We start from the raw sequence: 419 nt of genomic DNA, 5'->3' as shown, positions 1-419 counted from the left end.
TCAAACTGTTTGATTTTATTATGAAATCTACAGCTCATTTGTTGAGCGGCGTATTTGTGCAAAATCACTTGTTGTTTGATCAAATTTCACTTAAAATCTATCGCCTTGTATAACCCCAGTGGCGTTCGTCTTAAGATCGATATGTCCTTTTATCGGCACGACGACACGGGCAAGTTGGAGTACATTATGTACGCAGTAATCCAGAGCGGTGGTAAACAGCACCGTGTTGTTGAGGGTGAAACCCTTAAAGTAGAATTATTGAAAGCTGAAACTGGCGCGACTATTACGTTTGATGACGTATTAATGGTTGTAAACGGTGACAACATTCAAATCGGTGCTCCAGTTGTAGCTGGCGCAAAAGTAACTGCAGAAGTAGTTGGCCATGGTCGTCACGACAAAATCCGCATCATCAAAATGCG

General features: G+C 42.0%; 1 protein-coding gene. It reads left to right on the top strand.

Going from position 1 to position 419, the window contains the following annotated elements:
* Positions 1-186 precede the first annotated feature (186 nt).
* On the top strand, positions 187-419 hold a 233-nt coding region (rplU, locus tag B4H32_RS00830), incomplete at its 3' end, for a 50S ribosomal protein L21 (RefSeq protein ID WP_286799201.1).

The sequence above is a fragment of the Acinetobacter sp. UBA2063 genome (assembly GCF_002333245.1).
In the GTDB taxonomy this organism is placed as follows: domain Bacteria; phylum Pseudomonadota; class Gammaproteobacteria; order Pseudomonadales; family Moraxellaceae; genus Acinetobacter; species Acinetobacter parvus.
The sequence above is the reverse complement of the archived record's forward strand: the minus strand, read 5'-3'. Positions and strand labels throughout refer to the sequence as shown.